19 protein-coding genes and 1 tRNA gene are annotated in these 22,386 nt (G+C 64.9%); 19 read left to right on the forward strand and 1 reads right to left on the reverse strand.

Annotation, left to right across the window (positions count from 1 at the left end):
• Positions 1-23: 23 nt before the first annotated feature.
• From RHOSA_RS0107795 to adhP, 5 genes are all read left to right on the forward strand, one after another.
• Positions 24-116, forward strand: a tRNA-Ser gene (locus tag RHOSA_RS0107795).
• Positions 117-200: 84 nt separating this feature from the next.
• The gene (locus RHOSA_RS0107800; RefSeq protein WP_037255891.1) at positions 201-692 is read left to right on the forward strand and encodes a 2-thiouracil desulfurase family protein; all 492 of its coding nucleotides are present in this window, start codon (positions 201-203) and stop codon (positions 690-692) included.
• Positions 693-1,165: 473 nt separating this feature from the next.
• Complete coding sequence (locus tag RHOSA_RS0107805) at positions 1,166-2,122, forward strand: helix-turn-helix domain-containing protein (protein WP_027288231.1); 957 nt, start codon at positions 1,166-1,168, stop codon at positions 2,120-2,122.
• 134 nt (positions 2,123-2,256) lie between these two features.
• Positions 2,257-3,777 (forward strand): aldehyde dehydrogenase, encoded by a 1,521-nt coding sequence (gene adh, locus RHOSA_RS0107810; RefSeq protein ID WP_027288232.1) that lies wholly within the window; start codon positions 2,257-2,259, stop codon positions 3,775-3,777.
• Positions 3,778-3,790: 13 nt separating this feature from the next.
• A complete protein-coding gene (gene adhP, locus RHOSA_RS0107815; RefSeq protein ID WP_027288233.1) occupies positions 3,791-4,825 on the forward strand; it encodes an alcohol dehydrogenase AdhP in 1,035 nt (344 codons plus the stop codon).
• 84 nt (positions 4,826-4,909) lie between these two features.
• Here the strand turns inward: adhP and RHOSA_RS21220 are convergent, their stop codons facing one another.
• Positions 4,910-6,205, reverse strand: coding sequence for an ROK family transcriptional regulator (locus tag RHOSA_RS21220; RefSeq protein WP_051431932.1), 1,296 nt, complete (start codon positions 6,203-6,205; stop codon positions 4,910-4,912).
• Positions 6,206-6,436: 231 nt separating this feature from the next.
• On the opposite strand from RHOSA_RS21220, the gene RHOSA_RS0107825 reads away from it, so the two are divergent.
• The 14 genes from RHOSA_RS0107825 to RHOSA_RS21230 all read left to right on the forward strand — a co-directional run bounded on the left by RHOSA_RS0107825 (position 6,437) and on the right by RHOSA_RS21230 (position 22,369).
• On the forward strand, positions 6,437-7,471 hold the full coding sequence (locus tag RHOSA_RS0107825) for a substrate-binding domain-containing protein (RefSeq protein WP_027288234.1): 1,035 nt from the start codon (positions 6,437-6,439) through the stop codon (positions 7,469-7,471).
• A 77-nt stretch (positions 7,472-7,548) separates the two neighbouring features.
• A complete protein-coding gene (locus RHOSA_RS0107830; RefSeq protein ID WP_027288235.1) occupies positions 7,549-8,631 on the forward strand; it encodes an ABC transporter permease in 1,083 nt (360 codons plus the stop codon).
• Positions 8,631-9,425 carry an ATP-binding cassette domain-containing protein gene (locus tag RHOSA_RS0107835; protein ID WP_037255899.1) on the forward strand — a complete coding sequence of 265 codons (795 nt, stop codon included), beginning with the start codon at positions 8,631-8,633 and terminating at the stop codon, positions 9,423-9,425. Before RHOSA_RS0107830 ends, RHOSA_RS0107835 begins: the two co-directional genes overlap by 1 nt.
• A gap of 6 nt (positions 9,426-9,431) precedes the next feature.
• Positions 9,432-10,379: a carbohydrate kinase family protein gene (locus RHOSA_RS0107840; protein WP_027288237.1), complete on the forward strand. Its 948-nt coding sequence runs from the start codon at positions 9,432-9,434 to the stop codon at positions 10,377-10,379.
• Entirely contained in the window at positions 10,379-11,845 is a 1,467-nt protein-coding gene (zwf, locus tag RHOSA_RS0107845; RefSeq protein ID WP_027288238.1) for a glucose-6-phosphate dehydrogenase, read from the forward strand. Before RHOSA_RS0107840 ends, zwf begins: the two co-directional genes overlap by 1 nt.
• On the forward strand, positions 11,842-12,552 hold the full coding sequence (gene pgl, locus RHOSA_RS0107850) for a 6-phosphogluconolactonase (protein WP_027288239.1): 711 nt from the start codon (positions 11,842-11,844) through the stop codon (positions 12,550-12,552). The genes zwf and pgl overlap by 4 nt, the downstream gene beginning before the upstream one ends.
• A gap of 50 nt (positions 12,553-12,602) precedes the next feature.
• Positions 12,603-14,417: a phosphogluconate dehydratase gene (gene edd, locus RHOSA_RS0107855; RefSeq protein WP_027288240.1), complete on the forward strand. Its 1,815-nt coding sequence runs from the start codon at positions 12,603-12,605 to the stop codon at positions 14,415-14,417.
• A gap of 342 nt (positions 14,418-14,759) precedes the next feature.
• A complete protein-coding gene (locus RHOSA_RS0107860; protein ID WP_027287146.1) occupies positions 14,760-15,278 on the forward strand; it encodes an RNA polymerase sigma factor in 519 nt (172 codons plus the stop codon).
• A 340-nt stretch (positions 15,279-15,618) separates the two neighbouring features.
• A complete protein-coding gene (locus tag RHOSA_RS0107865) occupies positions 15,619-16,587 on the forward strand; it encodes a substrate-binding domain-containing protein (RefSeq protein WP_027288241.1) in 969 nt (322 codons plus the stop codon).
• 125 nt (positions 16,588-16,712) lie between these two features.
• The gene (locus tag RHOSA_RS0107870; RefSeq protein ID WP_037255902.1) at positions 16,713-17,645 is read left to right on the forward strand and encodes an ABC transporter permease; all 933 of its coding nucleotides are present in this window, start codon (positions 16,713-16,715) and stop codon (positions 17,643-17,645) included.
• On the forward strand, positions 17,645-18,412 hold the full coding sequence (locus RHOSA_RS21225) for an ATP-binding cassette domain-containing protein (RefSeq protein WP_037255904.1): 768 nt from the start codon (positions 17,645-17,647) through the stop codon (positions 18,410-18,412). Before RHOSA_RS0107870 ends, RHOSA_RS21225 begins: the two co-directional genes overlap by 1 nt.
• Positions 18,412-19,932: an acyl CoA:acetate/3-ketoacid CoA transferase gene (locus RHOSA_RS0107880; protein WP_027288243.1), complete on the forward strand. Its 1,521-nt coding sequence runs from the start codon at positions 18,412-18,414 to the stop codon at positions 19,930-19,932. Before RHOSA_RS21225 ends, RHOSA_RS0107880 begins: the two co-directional genes overlap by 1 nt.
• 17 nt (positions 19,933-19,949) lie before the next feature.
• Complete coding sequence (locus RHOSA_RS0107885; RefSeq protein WP_027288244.1) at positions 19,950-21,572, forward strand: GMC family oxidoreductase; 1,623 nt, start codon at positions 19,950-19,952, stop codon at positions 21,570-21,572.
• Positions 21,572-22,369 (forward strand): shikimate dehydrogenase family protein, encoded by a 798-nt coding sequence (locus RHOSA_RS21230; protein WP_037255909.1) that lies wholly within the window; start codon positions 21,572-21,574, stop codon positions 22,367-22,369. Before RHOSA_RS0107885 ends, RHOSA_RS21230 begins: the two co-directional genes overlap by 1 nt.
• Positions 22,370-22,386: the final 17 nt, after the last annotated feature.

Genomic DNA, 22,386 nt, shown 5'->3' on the forward strand with positions numbered 1-22,386 from the left:
AACGATAGCGGGCGCGTCAACGCGGAGGGGTGGCCGAGCGGTCGAAGGCGCACGCCTGGAAAGCGTGTGTACGGGTATTCCCCGTACCGAGGGTTCGAATCCCTCCCCCTCCGCCAGTTTTCTAGCAAAAACAAAAATATATTTCCGCCGACCCACCGTTCCCCACTCTCTATTCTCCCCACAGAGGCCTCGGACGGGTGATGGAAAAAATCCTTGTTAGCGCCTGCCTTGTCGGCCGCCCGGTGCGTTACAACGGCTCGGCCAAGTTGGTTGAGCACCCACGATTGGCGCAATGGCGGCAGGAGGGGCGCCTGGTTGCCATCTGCCCCGAGTTGACGGCGGGGTTTAGCGTGCCGCGTCCGCCGGCCGAAATCTCGAACGCGCGGGACGGCCAAGCGGTTCTTGCGGGAAAGGGGCAGGTGTCGGAGGCGACAGGCGCCGACGTAACCAGCCTGTATGTTGCCGGCGCCGAGGCCGCGCTGGCCACGGCGCGCGCGCACGCGTGCCGCTTCGCCTTGTTAATGGATGGCAGCCCTTCGTGTGGCAGCGGTTTTATCTATGACGGCAGTTTCCTCGGCCGCAAGCACGTTGGCGCGGGGGTCACCACCGCTCTGCTGCGCGAGAACGGCATCGAGGTTTTTGCGGAAACGGAAATCGATGTGCTGCACGCGCGTTTGGCGGAACGTGCGTGATTGGCGGGCGCTGTTGCGCGTGTCCGATATTTGCTTATGAGTCCTGGAGGCTGGCAGGCGGCACAAAGGCGGGATAGCGCATCGGTGCATGTCGATGTCGGCCAACGCGCGATTGGCCCTGGCGCGTCAAGGCCTGCAGCGTTGAGTTCCCCTTGCAGCAAGGCCAAAGAGGCGCGGTGGATCAACTGATCACGTGGTCCATTCGTGCCGTGGCGTCGGCGCGCGGGCTTTGTCCGGCGGATAACTACTGGAAGAAGGCCTTTGAATGCGTTTAAGCTGCGGTGTCTCCATATGAACGATAAATGGAACTCACGCTCTGCGATTCCGCGCTTGAAGAACGACAAGGTGTATTTGCGGAAGCCGTAGAGATGATGAGACGGGGACTTCGCCAGAGGCGGGAGGTTGCGCAACGCTCATAAGTGGACGGCTCGGGACGTCACCGCCCGATGCCGCCACGGCCCTGGAGGTGCGTTATGCGGCAGGAAAGAGAACACGCAGAAAAAGTGTTCCGCGTGGTTGGATCCAAGTCGGACGCGGCCTGTTCGTCTCTGGCTGCGTCCTGGCGGCGCTCGATGGAGCGTTACGGGCTGGATCCGGCCTGGAGCAGGGCACCCGATCTGATCGAGGAGCGCGAGTTGGCCCAGAGGCGGGACGAACTGGGCCGGCTGATCGATCTGGCGGCGCCGAAATTGGACCAGCTTTTCGGACTTGTGGGCGCTTCGGGGTGCGGCGTTCTGTTGACCAACGAGGCGGGGATCGTGCTTGAAGGAAGGTACGCCGAGGCGGACGCCCGCACGTTTCGCGACTGGGGTCTGCATCCCGGGGCCGACTGGAGCGAGGCGTGCGAGGGTACGAACGGGATTGGCACGTGCTTGGCCGAAAAGCGCCGCGTCACCATCCATCGCGACGATCACTTCCTAGCGCGCAACACCGCCCTTAGCTGCATGGACGCGCCAATCTTCGGGGCCGAGGGGCGCCTGCTCGCCGCGCTCGACGTTTCCTCGGCGCGGGTCGATCAGACCGAGGGCTTCAATCGGCTGCTCGCCGCTGCCGTAGCCCAGTCCGCGCAGGCGATCGAAGCCTGCAATTTCAAGTCGGCGTTCCCCGGCGCGCGCATCATCACAGCCGATACCGCCGATGTGGATGCGGCTGTCCTGCTGGCCGTGGATGGGGATGATCTTGTCATCGGGGCGACCCGCGCGGCGCGGCGCATCTTCGGGCTGGAACCGACCGGCCCGATCAAGCCGCGTCCTGCGGTGGATATCTTCGGTCGCGGGGATGGACCCACGGGGTTCGAGAAGGCGGAACGTGCCGCGATTGTGCGCGCGATCGCCCGTACGGACGGGAATGTCTCACAGGCTGCCCGAGCGCTTGGGATCGGGCGGGCCACGCTCTATCGCCGGATGCGGCAGCTCAATATCGACAGATAGGTCGGCGTACCTGTCTCACGCCTGAGACACTGCGTGTGCATTCGCTGGTTCGGCCAGCTTTCGCCATCAATCCCCCGTGTCATGATGGTCCCTACACCGGAAAGAAGAAACCGGTGACCAAGGGAGAAACACTCATGAACGTGATTAGCAAACCCGAAAGTACCTACGCCTCTCCTTTCCGGGATCGGTACGACAATTTCATCGGCGGTGCGTTCGTCGCCCCGGTTGAAGGCGTTTACTTCGACAACGTAACACCGATCACCGGACAGAGAGTCTGCCAAGTTGCCCGCTCCGGTGCGGGTGACGTGGAAAAGGCGCTCGACGCTGCCCACGCCGCCAAAGCCGGTTGGGGCGCCACCCCAGCGGCCGAGCGTGCGAACATCCTCCTGAAGATCGCCGATCGGATGGAAAGCAACCTCGACCTGCTGGCCCAGGCCGAAACCTGGGACAACGGCAAGCCGATCCGCGAGACCACGGCCGCCGACATCCCGCTCTCGATCGACCACTTCCGCTACTTCGCAGGCGTTCTGCGGGCGCAGGAAGGCACGATGTCCGAGATTGACGGCGAAACCGTGGCCTATCACTTCCACGAGCCTCTCGGCGTCGTTGCCCAGATTATTCCGTGGAACTTCTCGATCCTGATGGCGGCGTGGAAGCTGGCCCCCGCTTTGGCGGCGGGCAACTGCGTCGTGCTGAAGCCGGCCGAGCAGACGCCCGCGGCGATCATGGTGCTGGCCGAGATGATCGCCGACCTGCTACCGGACGGCGTGCTGAACGTGATCAATGGCTATGGCTCGGAAGCCGGGGCCGCGCTGACCAAGAGCCCGCGTATCGCCAAGATCGCCTTCACCGGCTCGACCGTGACCGGGCGCAAGGTGATGGAGGCCGCGACCGAGAACCTGATCCCGGTGACGCTGGAACTGGGCGGCAAGTCCCCCAACGTCTTCTTCTCGGACATCATGGCCGAGGATGACGCGTTCCTCGATAAGGCGGTCGAAGGCTTTGTCCTGTTTGCGTTCAACCAGGGCGAGGTCTGCACCTGTCCCAGCCGTGCGCTGATCCAGGAAGATATCTACGAAGAGTTCATCGAACGCTGCATTGCCCGTGTGAAGGCGATCAAGCAGGGCGATCCGCGCGACCCCGAAACCATGGTCGGCGCCCAGGCCAGCGAGGAGCAGCAGGACAAGATCATGTCCTACTTGACCATCGGCGTGGAAGAAGGCGCCGAGGTGCTGACCGGCGGCGGTGCGGCGAAGATGGAAGGCGACCTGTCGGCGGGGTTCTATATCCAGCCGACGATCCTGAGAGGACACAACAAAATGCGTGTCTTCCAGGAGGAGATCTTCGGTCCCGTCGTATCGGTCACGACCTTCAAAGACGAGGCCGAGGCGTTAGAGATCGCCAATGACACTCTGTACGGTCTGGGTGCGGGTGTCTGGAGCCGCGATATGAACCGTTGCTACCGCATGGGCCGTGGGATCGAGGCGGGCCGCGTGTGGGTCAATAACTACCACAGCTATCCCGCCCACGCGGCCTTTGGCGGGTACAAGCAATCGGGCATCGGGCGCGAGACCCACAAAATGATGCTCGACCACTACCAGCAAACCAAGAACATGCTGGTCAGCTACGATCCCAAAAAGCTTGGCTTCTTTTGAGGGAGGTAGAACGATGTCGAAAAAGATGAAAGCAGCCGTCGTCCGCGAATTCGGGTCGCCCCTGCAGATCGACGAGGTTCCCGTCCCGGAAGTCGAGCCCGGCATGATCCAGGTGGCGATCCAGGCCTCTGGCGTATGCCACACCGATCTGCATGCCGCCGAAGGCGACTGGCCGGTCAAGCCCGAGCCGCCGTTCATTCCCGGCCATGAAGGCGTTGGCTATGTCTCTGCCGTCGGCAAGGGGGTGAACCACGTCAAGGAAGGCGACCGGGTTGGCGTGCCCTGGCTCTACACCGCGTGTGGCCATTGCCGGCACTGCCTGGCTGGCTGGGAGACGCTGTGCAAGAGCCAGCAGAACACCGGCTATTCGGTGAATGGCGGTTTTGCCAACTATGTGCTCGCCGACCCCGACTATGTCGGTCACTTGCCGGCGAACGTGGACTTCAACGAGATCGCACCGGTCCTTTGCGCCGGTGTGACGGTTTACAAGGGCCTGAAGATGACCGAGACCAAGCCGGGTGATACCGTGGCGATCTCGGGGATTGGTGGCCTTGGTCATATGGCGGTGCAATATGCCGTCGCAATGGGGCTGAACGTGGTCGCCGTCGACATCGACGACGCCAAGCTCAACCTTGCCCGGCGTCTTGGCGCGGCGGTAACCGTGAACGCCCGGAACGAAGATAATCCGGCGGCGAAGGTTGTTGAAGAAACCGGCGGTGGCGTTCAGGGCGTGCTTGTGACCGCCGTCAGCGAAAAGGCGTTCGAGCAGGCCGTGGGCATGGTCGATCGCGGCGGAACCGTAGCCCTGAACGGCTTGCCCCCAGGGGACTTCCCGCTCAACATCTTCGGCATGGTGCTGAACGGTGTGACGGTGCGCGGCTCGATCGTGGGCACCCGGCTCGACCTGCAGGAATCGCTGGATTTCGCAGACAAGGGCAAGGTGAAAGCCACCATCGATACGGCGCCTCTGGATGATATCAACGCCATCTTCGACCGGATGAGGAACGGAAAAATCGAGGGCCGAATGGTCCTTGACCTTTCAGCCTGATCTAGTCGCGGTTGCGGTCGGCCCGCAAGACAGGCGGGCCGACCGCGATCAAGCTGACACCTCCTATTTGCAGCCTCGCAGAGTTCACGATTCACTCTGCACGAGTCGATTGCCGACAGAGTCGTCGGCGCCCGCAGAAGATAGGGTTTCCGTTGTGGGCGTCTGCTTCACCAACAGGTCGGCGTGCGGCGTGAAGCGGAGGGTTAAAGGCATCAGGGCAGCCCCGAGCGCGGGGGCTTGCTCGCCGACGCTGCCGGTCTCGATCGTGATGGGCGAGAGGCCGGAGAGATTTAGGTCGGTCAGCGTATGGCGGACCTTATGGACCAAGCGATCTTGCCAGTCGGCGCGCATGACGCCGTCGATCACCGCCTGCTCGAAGTCGAACACGCTAGCGGCGCAGACGACCGTGCGAGCGATGGCGGCGCCGGCGCGTGCACACCAAGCCTGGAAGATTTCCTCCCCGCGCAGATCGTCGACCCGGCCCGCGATCAGTCCCGGACCGTCAAGGCCCGCCGCGTTGAGGTCCCGTTGCAGAAAGATCAGAGAAGCGCGGTGGATCAGCTGATCAGGCGGTCCCTCTGTGCCGTTCGCGCTGTCCATGGGCATTGAGCCGAGCGCCCCGGCGTTGCCGCGGCTGCCGGTGTGCAGCCGGCCGTCCAGCACGATGCCGCCGCCAATGAAACCACCGACGAACAGGTAAACGACGCTCCGCGCGGTAATCGCCTCGCCGAAGTACATCTCGGCGGCGCAGGAGGCGGTGATATCGTTGTACGGGAAGGTGGGCAGGCCGGTGGCGGCCTGCAGTTCATCGGCCGGATCCGCGCCTTGCCAGTCGTCGAGCGCGCCGGGCTCGAGACCCAGTTCCGACGCCCAGGCGTGCATGTCGCCGGGCATGGCGATGCCGATCCCGATGGTGCGCTGCCGCTCTTCCGCCGAAAGCGTGTCGAGCGTCCGCGATAGCGCGTCCTGCGCCGACGCGATCACCTGTTGCCGGTAGGGGCCGGCATAGTCCATGCGCTCGTGCGCGATGACCGTGCCGACGAAGTCCAACAGGACGACTTCCAGGTTGCGTCGGCCGATCTTGATGCCGACGGAGAAGCGGCCGCGCGGGTGCAGGGCGATCGGGGTGTAGGGCTGGCCGACGTTCCCCCGGACCTTGCTTTCCTTACGAACCAGTTTCTCCTTGAGCAGGCCACTTACGATGATGGAGACGCCCTGCGCGCTCAGTCCCGTCACGCGGGCCAGTTCGGCTTTGGAAAGGGGGCCGCGCTGGCGGATGACGGACAGGATAAGGCGTTCATTGTAAGCCCGCAGCCCGGCGCGATCGCCGCCGCGTTGGTCGTCCGATTGCTCGCCGTAGCCGTCGGTGTCCCGCGCCATTCCGTCTCCTTGCCGCTGATACGCATGAGCCTGCGCACCATAGCCTAACACCACCGTCAGTATGCGTCAGATAATAACAAAATCAACTTGATTTATCTATTGATCTGGTGTGGGAAAGCTGATCTTCTAAAGGTGCGGTGCCCGGAAGAAGGGCCGGTTGTGCAAGAGGCGGTGACAACGTCCGAGCCGGCACCTGGGACCGTCGAAAGCAAGTTTCTGGGAGGAAATGCTATGTCGAGGCTGTTTCGCTTTCTGGCGTCCACCGTCGTGTGCGCCAGTATCGTTGCCGGCTCTGTCGGTGCTGCCGCCGCTGACGACGACACGCTTGTGGGGATCGTGGTCAAGACGCGGACCAATCCCTTTTTCGTGAAGATGACGGAGGGGGCGGCTCAGGCTGCCGAGGAGCACGGTGTCGACCTGCGCTCCTATGCCGGCAATTACGATGGCGATGTCGGCTCGCAGATCGAGGCGATCGAAAGCCTGATCGCCGCCGGGGCCGACGGTATTCTACTGACGCCTTCGGATTCCTCGGCTCTGGTGCCAGTGGTCGAGCGGGCCCGCGAGGCCGGGATCCTGGTGATCGCGTTGGACACTGCGCTGACCCCGGCGTCAGCCGCGCACGCCACGTTCGCGACGGACAACTTCGAAGCGGGTAAATTGGTTGGTCAGTGGGCCCGGGCTCAGTTGGGCGATGCGGCGAGCGATGCGCGCATTGCCATGCTCGACCTGAACACCAAGGAAATTTCCGTCGACGTGGCGCGCGATCAGGGATTCCTGACCGGCTTCGGTATCGACGTGAAGGACCCTGAGGACATCGGCGACGAGGAGGATCCACGGATCGTCGGGCACGACGTGACCCAGGGCTCGGCCGAGGGCGGTCGCCGTGCGATGGAGAACCTGCTGCAGCGGAACCCTGGCATCAACGTCGTCTACACCATTAACGAGCCGGCCGCCGCTGGCGCGTACGAGGCCTTGCGTTCCTTCGGCTTCGAGGATCAAGCCTTGATCGTGTCGATCGATGGCGGCTGCCCGGGGGTGAAGAACGTCAAGGCCGGCGTCATCGGCGCGACGTCGATGCAGTTCCCGCTGCGGATGGCCAAGATGGGCGTCGACGCGGTCGTAGAGTACGCCGACACCGGCAAGCTGCCGAAGACCGGCGCGGACTCGAACTTCGTCAACACCGGCGTGGAACTCGTGACCGACGATCCCGTTGAGGGGGTGCCGTCGATCTCCCCTGAGGAAGGCCTCGAGAAGTGCTGGGGGTGACCCTGCCGCTTCCGCAGATTGCCTGCGCGGTCCGCCCGGCCGCGTGGGCTGTGCCCCGTCATCCGAGGCAGTGAGCTATGTCCGATCAATCCGCTCCCCAAAAGGGCGCGTCGCAGAGATACGACACCATGGTCGAAGGCAGCCCCGAGGAGGTTGCCTCCTTTGAACAGCATGCGCGTAGCCCGATCCAGCGGGTGCACCACTTTCTGCACGTCAACCCGACGGCGGTGCCGATGTTGGTGCTGGCGCTGAGTGTGGTCGTATTCGGGGCCGTGGCGAACAACTTCTTCACGGCCTTCAACCTGACCCTGATCATCCAGCAGGTGACGATCATCGGTATCCTCGGCGTCGCGCAGACGCTGATTATCCTGTCCGCTGGTATCGATCTGTCGGTCGCCGCGGTGATGATGCTGTCTGCCGTGGTCATGGGGAACCTGGCTGTTTATCAGGGCATGCCCACTTTCGTGGCGGTCCCCATCGGTCTGCTCTGCGGGGCGGCCTGCGGTTTCATGAACGGCATGCTTGTCACGCGTTTTCGCCTGCCGCCGTTTATCGTGACGCTGGGTGCGTGGAAGATGTTCTTCGCCCTGACCCTGTTCCTTTCGGGTGGCCAGTCGGTGCGCTCTCAGGACATCAACACGTCGGCCCCGGCGCTGAAGGTGTTCGGGACCCGTTTCGATGTTCTTGGAGCTCAGTTCACGACCGGGGCCTTGCTGATGCTGGCGCTGTTCGCGCTGGGCTGGTACGTGCTGAACAAGACCGCCTGGGGGCGTCACGTCTACGCCGTCGGCAACGATGCTGATGCCGCTCGCCTGGCCGGCATTCCCACCCGGCGCGTTCTGCTCAGCGTCTACATGCTCGCGAGTACCCTGTGCGCCCTGGCGGCCTGGGTGTCGATCGGCCGCGTTGGCTCGGTGTCGCCGCAATCCTTCTACGAGGGCAACCTCGACGCGATCACGGCGGTGGTTATTGGAGGCTGTTCACTGTTCGGCGGGCGTGGCTCGATCCTTGGCACGCTGATCGGGGCGTTGATCGTGGGGGTGTTCCGCTCCGGCCTCAATCTGTCCGGCGTCGATGTGCTCTGGCAGCAGTTCGCTGTCGGTGCCCTTATTATCTTCGCGGTCGCAATCGATCAGTGGCTCAGAAAGGTATCCGCGTGATGACGACACGCATCCCCATTCTGCAGGGTCGTAACCTGGTCAAGCGTTACGGCCGGGTCACGGCGATGGACGGCGCCGATTTCGATCTTCATCAGGGCGAGGTGCTGGCCGTCATAGGCGACAATGGCGCTGGCAAGTCCACCCTGATCAAGGCGATCTGCGGCGCCACCATCCCGGATGCGGGCGAGATCCGCATCGCGGGAGAACCGGTCCACTTCAACGGCCCGATGGACGCGCGCAAGGCGGGCATCGAGACGGTGTTCCAGACGCTGGCCCTGGCGCCCTCGCTGTCGATCGCGGACAACCTCTTCCTGGGCCGCGAGATTCGCGTACCGGGGGTGCGGGGGAACTGGTTCAAGATGCTCGACCACAAGCGGATGCATGAGCTAGCGCGTGAGCGGTTGAACGAGCTTGGCCTGCTCACGATTCAGGACATCAGTCAGCCGGTCGAGACGCTGTCCGGCGGTCAGCGGCAAGGTGTGGCGGTGGCCCGGGCGGCAGCCTTCGGCTCCAAGGTGGTGATCATGGACGAGCCGACAGCCGCCCTTGGCGTGAAGGAGAGTCGCAAGGTGCTGGAGCTGATCCAGGACGTGAAGGCGCGTGGTTTGTCGGTGCTTCTGATTAGCCACAACATGCCGCACGTGTTCGAGGTTGCCGACCGTATTCACGTTCATCGGCTGGGGCGGCGCCACGCCGTCCTCAAACCCGACGCGTGCACGATGTCGGACGCGGTCGCGATCATGACGGGTGCGATGGAACCGCCGGCCCCCCACGCGCCGGACCCGGTGCACTGAGGCACCATGTTTGTCGTTTGTGGGGAAGCGCTTTGGGACCTGTTCGGGGGGGAGACGTCCTCGGGCGACCTCCAGTTCGACGCCCGGGTCGGCGGCTCGCCGTTCAACGTCGCTGTTGGCGTCGCCCGGCTGGGAAAGCGGTCGGCGCTGTTGACGGGGTTGTCGGCTGACAGCCTGGGCCGTCGACTGCATGCGGCTCTGGACCGCGAGGGCGTCGATACCGCCTTGTTGATGACGAAACAGGCGCCGACCACGCTTAGCCTGGTCGATCTCGGACCCGACGGCCATCCGGCCTATGCCTTCTACGGGACCGGCGCGGCCGACCGCGCGCTGGCTGCGGAGGATCTGCCGCAGCTGGGTGAAGACGTTTCCGGCCTGCATTTCGGGTCCTACTCGCTGGTGACCGATTCGACCGGGAGCAGTCTGCTCGAACTCGCGCACCGGGAAGCTGGCCGCCGGCTCATCACGCTGGATCCAAACGTGCGGCCGACAGTCGAGCCGGACCTCGCACTCTGGCGTCAGCGCATCGCCGCCTTCGTCAAGACGGCCGATCTGGTAAAGGTCAGTGTCGAGGATCTGGAAACGCTGTACCCTGGGGTCGCGCCGGCCGAGATTGCCCGGTGCTGGCTTTCGACGGGGGCGAAGTTGGTGGTGGTGACGGCCGGCGGGCAGGGCGCGGAAGCGTTCACCGCCGCAGAGCACGTCCGGATGCCGGCACGGCGCGTGGATGTGGTCGACGCGGTCGGGGCTGGTGACACGTTTCAGGCCGCGCTGATCGCGGCGCTGCTTGAAAGCGGTCGGCTGACCGGCCAGGCCGTCGCTGCGCTCGACGCCGAAGCCTTGTCCCGCTTACTTGACTTCGCGATGGCCGCTGCCGCCCTTACCTGTGCGCGCCGCGGCGCTGACTTGGCCTACCGCGCGGAGCTGCCCGCGCTGGATCTGGAGGTGCATTAATGGTTGCACGCGTCGTGCCGGTCCCGGCCTTCGACCTCATCGTGTTCGGGGCCACGGGCGACCTCTCGAAGCGCAAGCTGCTGCCGGCGCTCTATCAGCGGTTCCGCGATGGGCAGTTGCCCGAAGCCGCGCGGATCCTGGGCACCGGGCGTAGCCCCATGGAAGATGACGGCTTCCGGCAACTGGCCGAAGAGGCGATCCAGAACCATGTCGCCGCCGATCACCGCGATGCGGACTCGTTGCGCCGATTTGTCAGTCTGTTGGGCTACGTGCCGCTTAGCGTGGACAGTGATGACGACTGGCGGGCGCTGTCGGACCGGCTCGCACATGGCGAGGACCGGCCGTGCGTGTTCTATCTGTCGGTTGGCCCCGATCTGTTCGGCCCGATCGCCCGGCAGTTGGCGGCGCATGGCCTGAATGGGTCGAATGTCCGCATCGTGGTGGAAAAGCCGCTGGGCCACGACCTCGCCTCGGCGCGCGATCTGAACAGCCAGCTCGCCGAGGTGTTTCAGGAGGGTCAGATCTATCGGATCGACCACTACCTGGGAAAGGAGACGGTCCAGAACCTGATGGCGCTGCGTTTCGCCAACGCGCTGTTCGAGCCGGTGTGGAACGCGCGCCACGTCGATCACGTCCAGATTACCGTGGCGGAAAGCGTCGGGGTCGCCGGGCGTGGGGGCTTCTACGACGCCACCGGCGCGACCCGCGACATGGTGCAGAACCACCTGCTGCAACTGCTTTGCCTGACCGCGATGGAGCCGCCGGCGCACTTCGATCCAGACGCGGTGCGCGACGAGAAGGTGAAGGTGCTGCGCTCGCTGACGCCGCCATCCGGCAGCGACGACATCGTGCGCGGCCAGTACCGCGGCAACGAGCGCCTGGAGTCCTACGGCGAAGACGTCGGCGATCCGGCTTCACGCACCGAGAGCTTCGTGGCGATCAAGGCGGCGGTGGCGAACTGGCGCTGGTCGGGCACGCCCTTCTACCTGCGCACCGGCAAGCGTCTGCGCGCCCGGATGTCGGAAATCGCGGTCTTCTTCAAGGACGCGCCGCACTCGATCTTTCCGCATTCGGCTGGCGAGCCCTTGCCGAACGTGCTGGCGATCCGCTTGCAGCCGGATGAGGGGATCACGCTCAGCATGACCATCAAGGACCCCGGTCCCGGCGGCATGCGGCTGACCGGGGCCAACCTGGACATGACCTTCGCGGATGGTCTGGGGCAGCCGGACCTGCGGATGCCCGACGCCTATGAACGGCTGGTGATGGACGTCGTGCGCGGCGACCAGACGCTGTTCATGCGGAGTGACGAGGTCGAGGCGGCCTGGGCCTGGATCGATCCGCTGATCACCGACTGGGCGGAGCGGCGGGATCGCCCCACGCCTTACGACATCGCCTCGTCAGGTCCGGAGGATGCGCTGATGCTGATGCATCGCGACGGTCGGCGCTGGCGGGAGATCGCGATATGACCGCCGGCGTGGACAGCCCGCCCGTGACAGCTTTCCCGGATCGCGACCTCTTGGCTGCCGGCTTGGCCGAGCGCGTCGCCCGGGATTTGGCTGCCGCGATCGACGCGCGGGGGCGGGCCACGCTCGCCGTGCCGGGGGGCGAAACGCCAGGCCGTTTCCTGCGCGCGCTCGCCCAGGCGGATATTGCCTGGATGCGGGTGCGCGTGACCCTGACGGACGAGCGTTGGGTGCCGCCGGAGGACGCGCGGTCGAACGCGCGCCTGGTGCGGGCGAATCTGTTGCACGGACCTGCGGCAGCAGCCGAGTTCGTGCCGCTTTACGCGCCGGGTTTATCCCCTGAAACCGGGGCAGAGCGGCAAAGCCGGGAGCTCGACGAACGCATGCTGCCGCTCGACGTCTGTGTGCTGGGGATGGGGGCGGACGGCCACACGGCCTCGCTGTTCCCGGGGGCCGAGCAGTTGCAAGAGGCGCTGGACCCGGCGTGTCTGCAGTCGCTGGTCGCGGTTCACGCTCCAGGCGCAGGGGAACCGCGCGTCAGCCTGAGTGCCCCCGTGCTGTGCGGCGCCGGCCAAGTTTACCTGTTGATCCAGGGTACGGAGAAACGGGCGGCGCTCGACGCTGCCCTGACGGCGACATCGGCCTTAGAGGCGCCGGTGCGGGTTGTGCTGACGCGTGCCGGCCCGGTTGAGGTGGTCTACGCCGACTGACGTGTGTCGGCATGGCAGGCGCACGCAGCGCCGAACGGAAGGTTGGAACAATGCTGAATTCGACAGTCGCGCAGGTAACCGAGCGGATCCGCGAGCGTAGCCAGGAGACCCGTAGCGCCTATCTTGAGCGATCTCGCCGCGCCGCCGAAGAGGGCCCGGTCCGGGCGGGTCTGTCGTGCAGCAACCTGGCCCACGTGACGGCCGCCTGCGGCGTCCATGACAAAAACGCGTTGGCCAGCGGCAACGCCGGCAACATCGGCATCGTGACCGCCTATAACGATATGCTTTCGGCGCACCAGCCGTTCGAGCGCTTTCCCGAGTTGATCCGCGCGGCCGCGCGTGAGGCGGGCGGGACCGCACAGGTTGCCGGCGGCGTGCCCGCGATGTGCGACGGCGTCACCCAGGGGCAGCCGGGCATGGAGCTCAGCCTGTTCTCCCGCGACACGATCGCACTGTCGACCGGCGTGGCGTTGAGCCACAACGCGTTCGACGCCGCGATTTTCCTGGGCGTGTGCGACAAGATCGTGCCCGGCTTGGTGATCGCTGCGGCCAGCTTCGGGCACATCCCGGCGGTGTTCGCGCCGGCCGGGCCGATGCCCTCGGGCCTGCCCAACGACGAGAAGTCGAAGATACGCCAGCGTTACGCCGCTGGAGAGATCGGTCGCGAGGAACTCCTGCGCGCCGAGATGCGTAGTTATCACGCGCCGGGGACCTGTACCTTCTACGGCACGGCGAATACGAACCAGATGTTGATGGAGTTCATGGGCCTGCATCTGCCGGGCGCCAGCTTTGTCAATCCGAACACGCCGCTGCGCGATGCCCTGACGCGGGAGGCCGCGCGTCGCGCGCTTGCGATCACGGCACTGGGCAACGCCTACACGCCGATCTCGGAGGTGCTCGACGAGCGTGCGTTCGTGAACGGTGTCGTTGGCCTGCTCGCCACCGGTGGCTCGGCCAATTTGACCCTGCACCTGCTGGCGATGGCGCGGGCGGCGGGCGTGCAGCTAACCTGGCAGGACATGTCGGATCTGTCGGAGGTCACGCCGCTGATGTCGCGGGTCTACCCCAACGGCCTGGCCGACGTGAACCAGTTCCACGCGGCCGGCGGCCTGGGCTTCATGATCGGGCAATTGCTCGACCGTGGCCTGCTGCACGCGGACGTGCGCACGATCGCCGGAGACGGCCTACACCGCTATACCCAGGAACCCAAACTGGACGACCACGGCGAGGTCGTTTGGGCGGACGGACAGGCGGAGAGCCTGGACCACTCGATCCTGCGGCCGGCCAATGAGCCCTTCCAGACGACCGGCGGTCTGCAGCTGCTGCGCGGGAACCTGGGCACTGGCGTGATCAAGACCTCGGCGGTGAAAGCGGAGCACCATACGGTGACGGCGCCGGTTCGGATCTTCCACGACCAGGAGGAGATGATAGCTGCCTTCAAGGCCGGTGAGCTGGCCCGTGACGTGATCGTGGTGGTGCGCTTCCAGGGACCGCGGGCGAACGGGATGCCGGAGCTGCACTCCCTGACGCCGTCGCTGGGGGTGCTGCAGGACAAGGGGCATCAGGTTGCACTGGTCACCGACGGCCGCATGTCGGGCGCCTCGGGCAAGGTGCCGGCAGCCGTGCATGTATGCCCGGAGGCGGCCGACGGCGGGCCGCTGGCACGGTTGCGCGACGGCGACGTCGTGTGTCTGGACGCAATCACGGGCAGCCTGAACGTCAAGCTGGACGCCAACGAACTGGCGGCGCGCGAGCCCGCGCGGCCTGACCTGTCCGATTATCACCATGGCCTTGGCCGAGACCTGTTCGCTGCCTTCCGTGGGCACGTCGGGCGGGCCGAAGACGGCGCCAGCGTGGTTGTTTAGCCGTAACTCGGAAAAGCAGCCTCATGGAGCTCAAAGGGGCCCGCCTCAAGGAAATTTCCCGACACACCACTCACGTGGGGAACGCTTTAGAGGCTCTTGTGGTTTAAGCGGTCTAACTGTGCTTGGCAGATGCCAGCCAGGTTCCATGACAGGAGTTTTAGTCGCCGATTCTGTAGCTTGCCGCCGCCTGTTGGCGCGGCGATTCATTGTTGCGAGTGGTTCGCATTCTCACTAACGTCCATCCCGATTCAAACAGTCAGGTATTCCCGAGGGTGCACTCAAGCAGGAGCGCGCGGATGGCGACGCGCCGTAGGGAGGCCGGGACGCGGATGGGATGGGAGCATGGGATCCTCGGCGCAGGAGCTTGCGGTGGAGGCGCTATACCGCCAGCATCAGACGGCGTTGCGCCGGTTTCTCGTGCGCATGCTGCGCTGCGAGGAGACGGCGGCTGAGGTGTCTCAGGAGGCGTGGCTGCGTCTGCTTCGCCGCACGCCAGGACGGCCCGTGGAAGAGCCCCGGGCCTATCTGTTCCAGGTGGCCGCGAATGCTGCCCGCGACCGCATGGCGCGGGAGCGCACGCACGCGGGCGTCGTCGACGGCAGCCCGGTACCCGAGGCGGTGGCGTGCTCCGAGCCGGATGCGGAAACCGCCGCCCTCGCGCGGGAGCGCCTTCTGCTGCTGGCCGAGGCCGTGGACGCGTTATCCCCACGCTGCCGCGAGGTCTTTCTGATGAGCCGGCTTGACGGACTCGCCAACGGCGAGATCGCGGCCCGCCTGGGGATTTCCCGGAACATGGTGGAGAAGCACATCATCCGCGCCCTGGTGCACTGCCGCCGTTGCCTCGACGCCGCCGGGAAATAATTGCATCTTCCCGGTCAGGAGGCGCTGCCCGCGGGCAGTCCAAGATTGTGAACCAAGCGCGGGAGCAGAGCCGGGGCGATACCACCGGTGCCCGCTACAGCTAGCTGGCCGGCCCAGTGAGCTGAACCAGCGTGCACTCGCATCAGATATCCCAGGTAAATTAGTGGTTTAGCGCGTCATTCGGCACGTTCAGCCGATGGCGCTTCACCCGATCCTGACTGGCACGTCATTTGAAACCTTGCACGGTTCCAGCTGATGCGCTTAGTATAACGTTCTAGTGTAACGTTCTACCAATAACATCCGGTCAACCGGAGCCATCGAAAATCCTGAGGAGGGAAGCATGCGAAGGGCGCTATTGGCGGCGGCCGCGATCATCGGCTTGGCCGTGGGAACGGCACATGCCGACGACCAAACGATGTTTGGGGCCGTCCTGAAGACCCCGGCGAACCCGCATTGGGGGGCGATGACGGAAGGCATCAAGGCGGCCGGCGAGCAGCACGGAATCGATATCATCGTCTCGACGGTCGAGAACGAAAGCGCGGCCGAGCAGCAACTCAATAATTGCCAATCGATGCTGCTGCGGGAGCCGGATGCGCTGTTGGTTGGCGCGATCAACTCCAATATTCTTCTGCCGTGCCTGAAGAGCGCGACCGAGCAGGGCATTCCAATTGCGGATCTGGATTTCAACCTGAACCGCGAAATCACCAAGGAAGCCGGGGTCGATGTCACCTTCACCGTCGGCGCGCCCGGCCGGGCCACCGGTAAGGCGGCGGCCGAATTTCTGGCGAATCGACTGGGGGCGGATGCCAGCGGCAGCGTGCTGGTTCTGCGGGGGCTGCCCGGCAACTCCGTCAGCATCGCCCGGACGAAAGGCTTTGAGAGCCGTTTGTCGGAGGTCGCGCCGAACCTGAAGATCGCCGACACGCTGCACGGCGACTGGGATCGCGGCAAATCTGCCAACATCACCAACGACATCCTGCTGCGAACTCCCGATCTCGTCGCCGTGTTCGCGGCGAACGACACGATGGCGCTCGGCGCCACCGAGTCCGCGATCGCAGCGGGGCGAGGCGATATCGAAACGATCGGTGTCGACGGCAGTTCGAGCGCAATCAAGTCGATCCGCTCGGGACGGCTGACGGCGAGCGTTGCGACCTTTCCGTATCTCGTGGGTAAGACGGCCGTCGATGTGCTTGAGAAGGTCGTCCGCGAAGATGCGCAGGTGGACGACTATCAGCACACCGAGATGCTGGTGTTGACCCAGGACGTCCTCGAAACCGGAGAGAACCCGCTTCTGGACTATATCCAATAGCTCCAGGTGGGGTGGCGGGACGCTTGCGCCCGCCACGACCGCTCCTCCACCCAAATTTCGGGAATATTCGGATGAACGCAACGGCATCGTTCATACGCAGGGCCGTACCGTCTCAAGTCACCAGATTGCGCGAATTCGGCTTCCGACTGGAATCCCTGATCGTGCTGGCTCTGCTGCTGATCGTCATGGGCAGCCTGTCACCGCTGTTCTTCAGCTTCACCAACCTGGTCAACATTGTTCTGGCGACTTCGACGATCGGCATCCTGGCGCTTGGCGTGACCTTCGTAATCGGGTCGGCGGGCATCGACCTTTCGGTCGGTTCGGTCATGGCGCTGGCAGGGGTCGTTGGCGCCCTTGTCGTGAACGATCTCGGACTACCCTGGTACTTCGCGGTGGTCGGCAGCCTCGCCGCAGGCGCCGCCTGCGGCTTCGTCAACGGGGTCGTGACCCACTATGGACAGGTCCCAGCCTTCGTCGTGACGCTCGGCATGATGGGGGTGGCGCGCGGCGTCGCGCTGCTTCTGACCGACGGGCAATCGATCTACGGCCTGCCGGAGGCCTTGCTGTTCCTGGGACAGGGGCGTCCCTTCGGTATCCCGGTGCCGGCGATCGTGTTCATTCTGCTTGCTTTCGGGCTGCACTTCATTCTGGTCCGCACGCGCTTCGGCAAGTACGCGGTGGCGATCGGGGACAACGCGACCGGCGCCCGCGCCATGGGCATCCACATCGGCCCGCACCGCGTGAAGCTCTACATGCTGTCCGGCCTGATGGCTGGCGTTGCCGGCTTGCTGACCATGGCCCGCGTGAACGCCGGCGATCCGACGGCGGGCATGACCTTCGAATTAAGCGCGATCACCGCAGCCATTATCGGCGGCACGAACCTCTTCGGTGGCCGCGCGACCGTCGCCGGCACGTTGATCGGTGCCCTGATCATGGGCGTCTTGCAGAACGGCCTGAACCTGCTCGCCGTGCCGACCTTCTGGCAGCAGATCTCGATCGGCATCGTTCTGGTCCTCGCCGTTTGGATCGACCAGGCGTCAAGCCGCAGGAGCGAATAATGGCGCAACTTGAGATACGCAATATCAGGAAGCATTTCGGGCCGATTGAGGTGCTGCGCGGCGTCGATATCTGTGCCGACAAGGGCGAGGTGATCGCCATCGTCGGCGACAACGGGGCCGGGAAATCGACGCTGATGAAGATTATCACCGGTGTCTATCGGCCGAGTTCCGGAGAAATCCGCTTTGACGGCGAAGCGATCCAGGGCGGCGACCCTGCGGTGATTCGCGACTGCGGCATCGAGATGATCTACCAGAACCTCGAGCTGATGAATCAGCAGGATGTCGCCTCGAATATTTTCCTGGGACGCGAGCCCACGCACAGCTTCTTCGGCGCGAAGACCGGCATCATCGATAAACGCGCCGTCTATCGAGGCGCCGAGGAAATGATCTCGCGCCTCAGCGTCCGTCTTCCATCGATCTATCTGAAGGTTGGCAAGCTCTCGGGCGGCCAGCAGCAGTCGGTCGCCATTGCCCGGGCGCTGACGTTCAGCCCCAAGCTGGTGATCATGGACGAGCCGACGGCTGCCCTGGCGGTGCGGGAAATTGAACACGTGCTCGAACTGATCCGCGAACTCAAGCGCCAGGGCATTACGGTCATTCTGATCAGTCACCGGCTGACCGACATCTTCGAGGTCGCCGACCGGGTGATCTCGCTCTACCACGGCGTGGTGAGCGCCGACGAGCAGATCGAGAACACTTCGATGGAACAGGTCGTTGCCCACATCGTCGGGGCCTCCGACGCCTGCAAAGCCCTGGAGGTCGAATAATGGCGCAGGCAATCGACGCCGCCGACGTCGCCGCCCTGATCCAGGACGGAGCGCAAGTGATCTCGAGCGGTTCCGGCGGTGGACTGGTCGAACCCGACGGCGTGTTCCAGGCCATCGAGCAGGCGTTCCTGGAAGGCGGACACCCGCGCGATCTGACGTACGTGCACGCGCTGGGGATGGGTGATCGCAAGACCCGTGGCACCAACCGGTTTGCCCATCAGGGCATGGTTAGGCGGGTGATCGGCGGACACTGGATCTGGTCTCCGGAGATGCTGCGACTGGCTGAGGAAAACGAGATCGAGGCCTATTGCTTTCCCTCCGGGGCGATTTCGCTGCTGTTCCGCGAGATCGGCGCTCGCCGCCCAGGCCTGATCACCCATGTCGGCTTGGGGACTTTCGCGGACCCGGAGCTCGGCGGCGGGAAATGCAATGCCCGGACGCACGAGGATCTGGTCGAGAAGGTCTCCTTCGATGGCCGGGATTATCTTCGCTATAAGCCCTTCGGGGTCGACGTTGGCATCATCCGAGGCACCTACGCCGATGCCGACGGCAACGTTAGTTGCGTTGAGGAGCCGGCGGACCTCGACAATGCGGCCGTTGCCATGGCGGCCCGCAATAGCGGCGGGATCGTGATCGCCCAGGTGCGCGAGCGCGTCGCTTCCGGCAGCCTCCGGCCGCGCGAAGTGACGGTGACGGGAAACCTGGTCGATTACGTGCTCGTCGTGCCCGATCAGCAACAGACCTATCGGGGCGGTTATGACCTGTCGCTCGCCGGTCTGGCCGATGCGCCGCAGGATCCGATTGCCGGGGAGAGCGATACGCTTCGTCGGATTGTGGCCCGGCGCGCGGCCGACGAACTGTTCGAGGGGGCCGTGATCAATTTCGGCTTCGGGATGTCTGCCGGGGTCGCCGAGATCATCGCGCGCAATGGAACGTCCGATCGTTACTGGGTGACGATCGAGCAGGGCATCCATGGGGGCGAACTGATGATGGGGGACCTGTTCGGTATCGCCGCGCGGCCGATGGCGATCGTGCCCTCCACCCAGCAGTTCGATCTTTATAGCGGCGGCGGGCTCGACATCACCTTCCTCGGAATGGCCGAGATGGACGCCGAGGGCAATGTGAACGTCTCGCAGCTCGGCGGCCAGATGACCGGACCGGGCGGCTTCATCGATATCTCCCAGGGCGCCCGCAAAGTCGTGTTCTGCGGCCGGTTCGACGCTAAGGGCACGCAGACCTCGGTCGAGGACGGGAAACTGTTGGTGCGCCAGCACGGTCAGTACCCGAAGCTGATCGACCGCGTGGCCAGCGTGACCTTCTCCGGGCCGGAAGCCTTGGCCCGCGGACAGGAGGTCATCTACGTCACCGAGCGCGCCACCTTCCGGCTCGCTCAGGACGGCGTCGAAATCATCGAAATCGCCCCGGGCATCGACCTCGAACGCGACGTGTTGGCGGCCATGGAGTTCACGCCGATCGTTCGGAACCCCGCCCTGATGCGCAGCGACATTTTCGACCACTGATCGACGGAGCGCGAACGATGGACAAGGCGGCGACACGTTACGACTACGTCATCGCCGGAGGCGGCTCCGCCGGATGCGTTCTGGCTGCACGGCTCTCGGAAGACCCGGATATTCGGGTGCTGCTGATCGAAGCGGGCTCGTCGGACAGCCACCCGATGATCCACATCCCGGCGGGCTTCACCAAGCTGGCTGGTCCGCGGGTGAATTGGGGTTACAAGACCGTTCCGCAGCGGCATCTGAACGATCGCGAGATGTGGTATCCTCAGGGCCGAACCTTGGGTGGTGGGTCGTCGATCAACGCCATGATCTACACCCGGGGGCATGCGGCCGATTACGACCGGTGGGCCAGGGAAGGCTGCGACCAGTGGTCGTATGACCAGGTGCTTCCCTATTTCCGCAAGGCCGAGGCCAACTCCCGGCTGAACAATGTCTATCACGGCATCGACGGACCGCTGAGCGTGTCGGATCCGATCAGTCCGCGCGAGATCACGCGCGCCTTCCTGAAGGCCGCCCAGGATACCGGAGCCCGCTTTACCCCGGATTTTAACGGCGAAAGCCAGACCGGCGTCGGCTTTCACCAGACCACGACGGTCAGGGGGCGTCGCGCCAGCGCTGCCGTGTGCTACCTGCATCCGGCGCGCAGCCGGCCGAACCTTGACGTAGCCACCCGCGCGACGACGACCAGGCTTCTGATCGAGAAGGGGCGGGCCGTCGGCGTTCGCTACCGGCAGGATCGCAACGGCGAGGAGCAAGAGGTCCGGGCTGACCGGGAGGTGCTGGTCACGAGCGGGGCCATCGGGTCGCCGAAACTGCTGATGCTCTCGGGAATCGGGCGTCCCGACCATCTGCGCGGACACGGCATCGACGTGGTTCACGAACTCACCGGCGTTGGCGAGAATCTACAGGATCATCTGGACTGCTATGTGACCGCCTATTGCGATGGGCCGCATAGCTACTTCGGAACTGACCGGTATTTCGAGCAGGCGTGGTGGGCGTTGCAATACATCCTGTTCGGGAATGGCCCCGCGACCACCAACGTGGTCGAGGCCGGCGGCTTCGTGTCGGTCGATCCGGCCTCCGAAATCCCGGATACGCAGCTTCACTTCCTGCCCGCCTTCGTGATCGAGCACGGCATGGTGCGGGTGAAGGATTACGGCATCAGTCTCTATACCAACTTCCTGCGCCCGCATAGCCGCGGCAACGTCCGGTTGCGCTCCGCTGATCCGGGTGCGGCTCCGCTGATCGACCCCGGGTATTTCAGTGCCGAGGAGGACCGCCGGATGGCGGTCGAGGCCTTGAAGTACGCACGCGAGATTCTCGCGCGGCCGGCGATCGCCAAATACTTGAAGGGCGAGCACATGCCAGGCCCCGACGTCAGGACCGACGCCGAACTGCTGGACTATGCGCGGGCGTGGGCGAAGACCGACTATCACCCGGTCGGGACTTGCCGCATGGGCGAGGACGCCGAGGCGGTCGTGGACCAACGTCTGCGCGTCAGGGGGGTCGAGGGACTGCGTGTCTGCGACAGTTCCGTGATGCCCTCGGAGATCAGCGGCAATACGAACGCGCCGACGATCATGATCGCCGAGCGTGCCGCCGAGATGATCAAAGCGGACGCTGCGGGGGCGCGAGCGGCGTGATGCAAAGGCTGTTCGCAATCATCGGAGACCCTGTGAAACAGGCCCGTTCGCCCGACGTCTTCAACGCTTTGGCCGCCGAGCGCGGGGTCGACGCGATCATGCTGTCGCTGCATGTCGGCGCCGAGGACTTCGCCGGCGTGCTTGACGGGTTGTCCGGGGTCCGGAACTTCGAGGGCGCGGTCGTCACGATCCCGCACAAGCGCGCCGCCTTCCTGCAATGCGGCAGCCATGGACGTGCGGCCGAGGCCGCCGGCGTGGCAAACGTCGTTCGTAAGACTGGCGATGGCCTGCACGGCGACCTGTTCGATGGGTTCGGTATGGTCAACGCGCTGCGGCGCGCAGGGGTGGAGCCGGACGGCCGCTCTACGCTCGTAGTCGGCGCCGGCGGGGCGGGCGTCGCCGTCGCGTTCGCCCTGGCCGAAGCAGGCGCGGCGCCGATCCAGGTGCGCGACCGCGATACCGACCGCTGCCGGCAGCTTGTCCACCAGCTTACGCAGTCTGGATACCCAGCGTGCGAATTCGCTGACGACTTCCAGGGGCTGCGCCTTGTGGTCAACTGCACGCCGCTGGGCCTCGACCCGGCGGATCCTCTTCCCGTTGCGCCCGAGCGGCTCGACCCGGACTGTGTCGTCGCCGATGCCGTTATGGCAGGGCGGGCGACCCGCCTGACCGCGGCGGCTTCGGCCCGGGGTCATGCGGTTGTGCCCGGCGAGGAAATGCTGGCAGGGCAGATGCCCGCAATTTGGTCGTTCTTCGGCCTGCCGGGGGAGACCGATATTTCGGCGGCCAAGCGATAGGACAAAGGGGGCAAGCC

Source organism: Rhodovibrio salinarum DSM 9154, from assembly GCF_000515255.1.
Classification (GTDB): Bacteria; Pseudomonadota; Alphaproteobacteria; order Kiloniellales; family Rhodovibrionaceae; genus Rhodovibrio; species Rhodovibrio salinarum.

Excerpts from the sequence above, each read along its gene's own strand:
- RHOSA_RS0107800 (WP_037255891.1), top strand. The coding sequence starts at position 201 with ATGGAAAAAATCCTTGTTAGCGCCTGCCTTGTCGGCCGCCCGGTGCGT.
- RHOSA_RS0107805 (WP_027288231.1), top strand. The coding sequence starts at position 1,166 with ATGCGGCAGGAAAGAGAACACGCAGAAAAAGTGTTCCGCGTGGTTGGA.
- adh (WP_027288232.1), top strand. The coding sequence starts at position 2,257 with ATGAACGTGATTAGCAAACCCGAAAGTACCTACGCCTCTCCTTTCCGG.
- adhP (WP_027288233.1), top strand. The coding sequence starts at position 3,791 with ATGTCGAAAAAGATGAAAGCAGCCGTCGTCCGCGAATTCGGGTCGCCC.
- RHOSA_RS21220 (WP_051431932.1), bottom strand. The coding sequence starts at position 6,205 with ATGGCGCGGGACACCGACGGCTACGGCGAGCAATCGGACGACCAACGC.
- RHOSA_RS0107825 (WP_027288234.1), top strand. The coding sequence starts at position 6,437 with ATGTCGAGGCTGTTTCGCTTTCTGGCGTCCACCGTCGTGTGCGCCAGT.
- RHOSA_RS0107830 (WP_027288235.1), top strand. The coding sequence starts at position 7,549 with ATGTCCGATCAATCCGCTCCCCAAAAGGGCGCGTCGCAGAGATACGAC.
- RHOSA_RS0107835 (WP_037255899.1), top strand. The coding sequence starts at position 8,631 with ATGACGACACGCATCCCCATTCTGCAGGGTCGTAACCTGGTCAAGCGT.
- RHOSA_RS0107840 (WP_027288237.1), top strand. The coding sequence starts at position 9,432 with ATGTTTGTCGTTTGTGGGGAAGCGCTTTGGGACCTGTTCGGGGGGGAG.
- zwf (WP_027288238.1), top strand. The coding sequence starts at position 10,379 with ATGGTTGCACGCGTCGTGCCGGTCCCGGCCTTCGACCTCATCGTGTTC.
- pgl (WP_027288239.1), top strand. The coding sequence starts at position 11,842 with ATGACCGCCGGCGTGGACAGCCCGCCCGTGACAGCTTTCCCGGATCGC.
- edd (WP_027288240.1), top strand. The coding sequence starts at position 12,603 with ATGCTGAATTCGACAGTCGCGCAGGTAACCGAGCGGATCCGCGAGCGT.
- RHOSA_RS0107860 (WP_027287146.1), top strand. The coding sequence starts at position 14,760 with ATGGGATCCTCGGCGCAGGAGCTTGCGGTGGAGGCGCTATACCGCCAG.
- RHOSA_RS0107865 (WP_027288241.1), top strand. The coding sequence starts at position 15,619 with ATGCGAAGGGCGCTATTGGCGGCGGCCGCGATCATCGGCTTGGCCGTG.
- RHOSA_RS21225 (WP_037255904.1), top strand. The coding sequence starts at position 17,645 with ATGGCGCAACTTGAGATACGCAATATCAGGAAGCATTTCGGGCCGATT.
- RHOSA_RS0107880 (WP_027288243.1), top strand. The coding sequence starts at position 18,412 with ATGGCGCAGGCAATCGACGCCGCCGACGTCGCCGCCCTGATCCAGGAC.
- RHOSA_RS0107885 (WP_027288244.1), top strand. The coding sequence starts at position 19,950 with ATGGACAAGGCGGCGACACGTTACGACTACGTCATCGCCGGAGGCGGC.
- RHOSA_RS21230 (WP_037255909.1), top strand. The coding sequence starts at position 21,572 with ATGCAAAGGCTGTTCGCAATCATCGGAGACCCTGTGAAACAGGCCCGT.